The following is a 5,170-nucleotide window of genomic DNA, read 5'->3' on the forward strand; positions in this document are numbered from 1 at the left end:
TCACTACGAACGAAGTACTACAACTGGAGTTGTTCACGCGGGAGCGCACCCTACGGAAAGAGGCCGTCTTGCGAAAGCTCACCTACTTCATCGCCTGCTCCCTCGACGGCTTCATCGGGGACCCGGACGGCGACGGGTCGGCCATGTTCCCCTTCGTCGACGAGGAGTTCCTCGACTTCCTCAAGGCGGAATACCCGGAGACCCTGCCCACCCACGGCCGCCGCCCCCTCGGCATCGACGACCTGCCGAACAAGAGGTTCGACACGATCATCCAGGGCCGGGCCAGCTACGACCTCGCTCTCCGGGAGGGCGTCACCAGCCCCTACGCCCATCTGCGCGAGTACGTCGCCTCGCGCACGCTGAAGGAGTCGCCCGACCCGAACGTCGAGATCATCGCGGAGGACCTGGTCGGCCGGGTCCGCGCGCTGAAGGCCGAGGACAGCACGTTCGACATCTACCTGTGCGGCGGCGCCCGGCTCGCCGGAGAGCTGCTGGACGAGATCGACGAGCTGATCATCAAGACGTACCCCGTCGTGCTGGGCACCGGCATGCCGATGTTCGCCTCCGGCTTCTCGGTGACGCAGTTCGCACTGGAGTCGGTGCGCGGCTTCGGCAACGGCGCGGTGGTGCGGACGTACCGCAGGGAGCGCTGAACCGCCGCCGGGCCTACCCTGAGGGCATGGGCAGCGAACAACACGTCTGTCCCACATGCGGACAGCCAGTGGAGACGGTCGTCCGGCGCCACAAGACGCTGGGCGCGTGGGTACCGGTGTGGGTGCGCGGCCCGTGCCGCAACCCGGAATGCGGGGACGGCGTGATCCGGACGCCCGGCGGAACCGGCCGGGCGGAGGACGCCCGGCGCGCCACGGGGACCGAAGGGCCCGGAGGCGCCGCACCCGCGAAGGAGCCGGGGCGGACCACCGCGAAGAACGCCTGACGGGGCGGACCCGTTGTCGGCGTGAGGCCATGGGGAGCAGGGGGGAGTCGTGTCGCAGGGTGTGGCGCTGGGCCGTGGGCGTGTGGGTGGCGATCGTGGTGATCGGAGGCGGACTGACCCTGTGGCTGCAGGACGCCAACGAGCCGCCCCCGCCCGTCGGTTGGGAGGAGGCCGAGGCGAGCCCGGTACCCGGCCCCCCGGACGGCTGGGAGACCCTGTGCCCGGTCCCCGAGCCGGCGCCCCGTGGTGAGGACGGCGCGACCGCCTACGCCTGCCTGTACAGGGCTCCCTAGACCGACCGGACAGTACGCGGGCCTCAGGTGCGGCCGGTCGGGCGGGGTGCGCCGTCCGTCGGATCGCGCGTCACCGTCCAGGGGGCGGACGCGGCGCCGAACTCCTCGACGGCCTCGCGACACCGGCGGCCGAAGCGCCGGGGCCGAAGGACGGCCGAGCGGGAAAACCGAGCGGGCGACCCGTCATGCCGCAGGGGCCCGGCCGGACAACAGTCGGCCGGGCCCCTGCGGGGTGCCCGCTGACCCGCGATGGTGCACCGATCGCCGGTCGTCGTGAAAGTCGCGAAAGTCGCGAAAAGGAGTCGGCCGGGTCAGGCCTTCTTGGTCTCCCAGAAGATCTTGTCGATCTGGGCGATGTAGTCCAGCGCCTTCTGGCCGGTCGCCGGGTCGGTCGACGCCTTGGCGGCCGAGAGGGCCTTCAGGGTGTCGTTGACCAGCTGGTGCAGCTCCGGGTACTTCTCGAAGTGCGGGGCCTTGAAGTAGTCGCTCCAGAGCACGGAGACGTGGTGCTTGGCGAGCTCGGCGCGCTGCTCCTTGATGACCGTGGCACGCGCCTGGAAGTGCGGGTCGTCGTTGCCGGCCATCTTCTCCTGGACGGCCTTCACCGACTCCGCCTCGATGCGGGCCTGGGCGGGGTCGTACACACCGCAGGGCAGGTCGCAGTGCGCGCTGACCTTGACCTTGGGGGCAAACAGGCGGGAAAGCATGGAGCGTTCCTTCCTCGTGATCGTCTTCTCAGGGGGGACATTACTCCCTGGGCGGCCCGATTGGCTGAGTGCCCCCGTGGGCTTAGGACAAAAGTCCGGGGTGAGACTGGGACTGGTGGAGGAAAGAACGGGGAGGTGCCGGGTGATGCCGGAGCTGTCGCAGGACGCCGAGCGGGTGAAGGCGCCGCTGCCCTTCGGGGTGGCCGAGGTGACGGGGCCGTCCATGGTGCCCACGCTGTACCACGGGGACCGGCTCCTGGTGCACTACGGCGCCCGGATCAAACGCGGTGACGTGATCGTGCTGCGGCATCCGTTCCAGCAGGACCTGCTCGTCGTGAAGCGGGCCGCGGAGCGGCGCGAGGGCGGTTGGTGGGTGCTCGGTGACAACACGTACGCCGGGGGCGACAGCACCGACTACGGGGTCGTCCCCGACGAGCTGGTGCTCGGCAGGGTCCGCTTCCGGTTCCGGCCGCGCAGGCCGGCTCAGCGCTCTTTGCCGGCCGTGGTGGGCTGGGCGCTGTCGGCGGCCCGGCCGGTGTTCTCCGGGCGGTCGGCCTCCAGGCGCTTGCGGGCGCGGTAGGCCGCCACGTTGGCGCGGGTGGCGCAGCGGTCGGAGCAGTAGCGCCGGGAGCGGTTGGTCGAGGTGTCCAGGTAGGCGTTGCGGCAGGGCGGCGCCTCGCACAGGCCGAGGCGGTCCACGCCGTACTCGGTGAGGTGGAAGGCCAGGCCCATCGCCGCGGTGGCGGCGTAACCGGCGGTCGCGTTGGACGGGTGGTCGGCCAGGTGCATGTGCCACAGCGGGCGGCCGTCGTCGTCGCGGAAGTCGTGTCCGGAGATCTGCGGACTCACCGGGAATTCCAGCAGCAGTGAGTTCAGCAGGTCCACGGCGAGTGTCTCGTCGCCGCCGTCCGCCGCCTCGAAGACCGCGCGGAGCCGGGCCCGGACGGAGCGGAACCGGGTGACGTCGGCCTCGGTCGCGCGGCGCGCCGCCGACTGGTTGGCGCCGAAGAGATCGCGGACCGCGTCGATCGACGTCAGGGTGTCCTTCCCCCGGGCCGGTTCCTCGGTGTTGACGAGACGTACGGCGTAATCCGAGTAATAGGCCAGTTCCACTTGTAGTCCTTACGCAGGGGCTCTATGGTCGTGCGTGCGGTCGGGTAACAGACGATCGTGCTTCCAGGGTATTACGTGATGTGCGCGAGGGAGGGGCTCGATGACGGACACGGACACCACCACGGCCGGCGCCGACTGGCACGCCTGGCAGGAGAGCTGGGACCGGCAGCAGGAGTGGTACATGCCCGACCGCGAGGAGCGGTTCCGGGTCATGCTCGACATGGTGGAGGCCCTCGTCGGCACCTCCCCGCGCGTACTGGATCTCGCGTGCGGCACGGGAAGCATCACGGCCCGGCTGCTCGCCCGGTTCCCGGACGCCACCAGCACCGGCGTCGACCTCGACCCGGCGCTGCTCGCCATCGCCGAGGGCACCTTCGCGGGTGACGGGCGGGTCACCCTCGTCACCGCCGACCTCAAGGACCCCGACTGGGCGGCGGCACTGCCGTACGACTCCTACGACGCCGTGCTGACCGCGACCGCTCTCCACTGGCTGTACCAAGAACCCCTCGCGGACCTCTACGGGCACATCGCAGGCCTGGTCCGCGACGGCGGTGTCTTCATGAACGCGGACCACATGATCGACGAGACCACGCCCCGGATCAACGCGGCCGAGCGCGCCCTGCGTCACGCCCGTCAGGATCAGGCCAAGCGGGACGGCGCCCTCGACTGGACCGAGTGGTGGCAGCTCGCCGCGAAGGATCCCGTCCTGGCCGGGCCCACGGCCCGCCGCTTCGAGATCTACGGCGAGCACGCCGACGGCGACATGCCGTCCGCGGCCTGGCACGCGCGCGTGCTGCGCGAGAAGGGGTTCGCCGAGGCCCGGCCGGTGTGGTGCTCGCCGTCGGACACGCTGCTGCTGGCGCTGAAGTAGGCCGTGTCAGGGGTGAGGGGCGGTACGGATCCCCGTACCGCCCCTCACCGTGCGTTCCCGCGCGTGGTGTCAGAGCACCTTGGACAGGAACGACTTGGTCCGCTCGTGCTGCGGGTCGGTCAGCACCTGGCGCGGGTTGCCCGACTCGACCACCACGCCGCCGTCCATGAAGACCAGGCTGTCGCCCACCTCGCGGGCGAAGCCCATCTCGTGGGTGACGACGACCATCGTCATGCCGGACTCGGCGAGGTCGCGCATGACGTCGAGGACGTCACCGACCAGCTCCGGGTCGAGGGCCGAGGTCGGCTCGTCGAACAGCATCAGCTTGGGGTCCATGGCGAGCGCGCGGGCGATCGCCACGCGCTGCTGCTGGCCGCCGGAGAGCTGCGAGGGGTAGTTCCCGGCCTTGTCGCCGAGGCCCACGCGCTCCAGGAGCTGCATCGCGCGCTCCTTGGCCTCCCTCTTGCCCACGCCCTTGACCTGGACCGGCGCCTCCATGACGTTCTCGACGGCCGTCATGTGCGGGAACAGGTTGAAGCGCTGGAAGACCATGCCGATGTCCCGGCGCTTCAGGGCGACCTCGCTGTCCTTGAGCTCGTAGAGCTTGTCGCCCTTCTGGCGGTAGCCGACCAGCTCGCCGTCCACGTACAGACGGCCGGCGTTGATCTTCTCCAGGTGGTTGATGCACCGGAGGAAGGTCGACTTGCCGGAGCCGGAGGGGCCGATGAGGCAGAACACCTCGCCGGTCCTCACCTCCAGGTCGATGCCCTTGAGGACCTCGACGTGGCCGAAGGACTTGTGGACGCCCTCCGCCTTGACCATGGGGACCGTGGAGCTCTTCACCGACGCGTCCGACTTGCTGAGCTTCTCGCTCATGCCATGCCTCCCTTCGGGCGGCCGAGGGACAGCATGTTCGCCTTCACCTTCTGCCACGGCGTCGGCGGCAGCTGACGGGTGGAGCCCTTCGCGTAGTAGCGCTCCAGGTAGTACTGGCCGACGCTGAAGACCGACGTCAGCAGCAGGTACCAGGCGGCGGCCAGGAACAGCATCTCGGCCGGGGCACCGGAGGTCTGGCCGATGTCCTGGGCGACCCGGAACAGTTCGGAGTACTGGACGACCGAGACCAGCGAGGTCGTCTTCAGCATGTTGATGACCTCGTTGCCCGTCGGCGGCACGATCACGCGCATCGCCTGCGGGATGACGATCCGGCGCAGCGTCTTCGCGTGGCTCATGCCCAGCGCGTGCGACG

Annotated in this window: 8 protein-coding genes; 4 read left to right on the plus strand and 4 right to left on the minus strand. The window is 70.0% G+C overall.

Going from position 1 to position 5,170, the window contains the following annotated elements; all coding sequences use genetic code 11:
• The first annotated feature begins 68 nt into the window (after nt 1–68).
• Together RIM90_RS30420 and RIM90_RS30425 are read left to right on the plus strand one after the other, a co-directional pair.
• Nucleotides 69–653, plus strand: a complete 585-nt coding sequence (locus RIM90_RS30420; RefSeq protein WP_309063963.1) for a dihydrofolate reductase family protein — start codon at nt 69–71, stop codon at nt 651–653.
• A gap of 343 nt (nt 654–996) precedes the next feature.
• Entirely contained in the window at nt 997–1,230 is a 234-nt protein-coding gene (locus tag RIM90_RS30425) for a hypothetical protein (protein WP_309063964.1), read from the plus strand.
• 311 nt (nt 1,231–1,541) lie between these two features.
• Here RIM90_RS30425 and sodN read toward each other — a convergent pair whose 3' ends face one another.
• Nucleotides 1,542–1,937 (minus strand): superoxide dismutase, Ni, encoded by a 396-nt coding sequence (gene sodN, locus RIM90_RS30430; protein WP_014674929.1) that lies wholly within the window; start codon nt 1,935–1,937, stop codon nt 1,542–1,544.
• Nucleotides 1,938–2,082: 145 nt separating this feature from the next.
• Between sodN and sodX the strand changes: the two genes are divergently transcribed.
• Nucleotides 2,083–2,517, plus strand: a complete 435-nt coding sequence (gene sodX / locus RIM90_RS30435) for a nickel-type superoxide dismutase maturation protease (RefSeq protein WP_309063965.1) — start codon at nt 2,083–2,085, stop codon at nt 2,515–2,517.
• Here the strand turns inward: sodX and RIM90_RS30440 are convergent.
• Complete coding sequence (locus tag RIM90_RS30440; RefSeq protein WP_309063966.1) at nt 2,421–3,050, minus strand: CGNR zinc finger domain-containing protein; 630 nt, start codon at nt 3,048–3,050, stop codon at nt 2,421–2,423. The genes sodX and RIM90_RS30440 overlap by 97 nt on opposite strands.
• Before the next feature lie 100 nt (nt 3,051–3,150).
• Between RIM90_RS30440 and RIM90_RS30445 the strand changes: the two genes are divergently transcribed.
• Nucleotides 3,151–3,921, plus strand: a complete 771-nt coding sequence (locus tag RIM90_RS30445) for a class I SAM-dependent methyltransferase (RefSeq protein ID WP_309063967.1) — start codon at nt 3,151–3,153, stop codon at nt 3,919–3,921.
• A 69-nt stretch (nt 3,922–3,990) separates the two neighbouring features.
• Here the strand turns inward: RIM90_RS30445 and RIM90_RS30450 are convergent, their stop codons facing one another.
• Both RIM90_RS30450 and RIM90_RS30455 read right to left on the minus strand, forming a co-directional pair.
• Nucleotides 3,991–4,797 (minus strand): amino acid ABC transporter ATP-binding protein, encoded by an 807-nt coding sequence (locus RIM90_RS30450; RefSeq protein WP_309063968.1) that lies wholly within the window; start codon nt 4,795–4,797, stop codon nt 3,991–3,993.
• Nucleotides 4,794–5,170 (minus strand): ABC transporter permease subunit (locus RIM90_RS30455; protein ID WP_309063969.1); only part of this gene is annotated, 377 nt, incomplete at its 5' end. The genes RIM90_RS30455 and RIM90_RS30450, both read right to left, overlap by 4 nt.

Origin of the sequence: Streptomyces sp. (genome assembly GCF_031181555.1) — a bacterium.
GTDB lineage: Bacteria > Actinomycetota > Actinomycetes > Streptomycetales > Streptomycetaceae > Streptomyces > Streptomyces fimbriatus.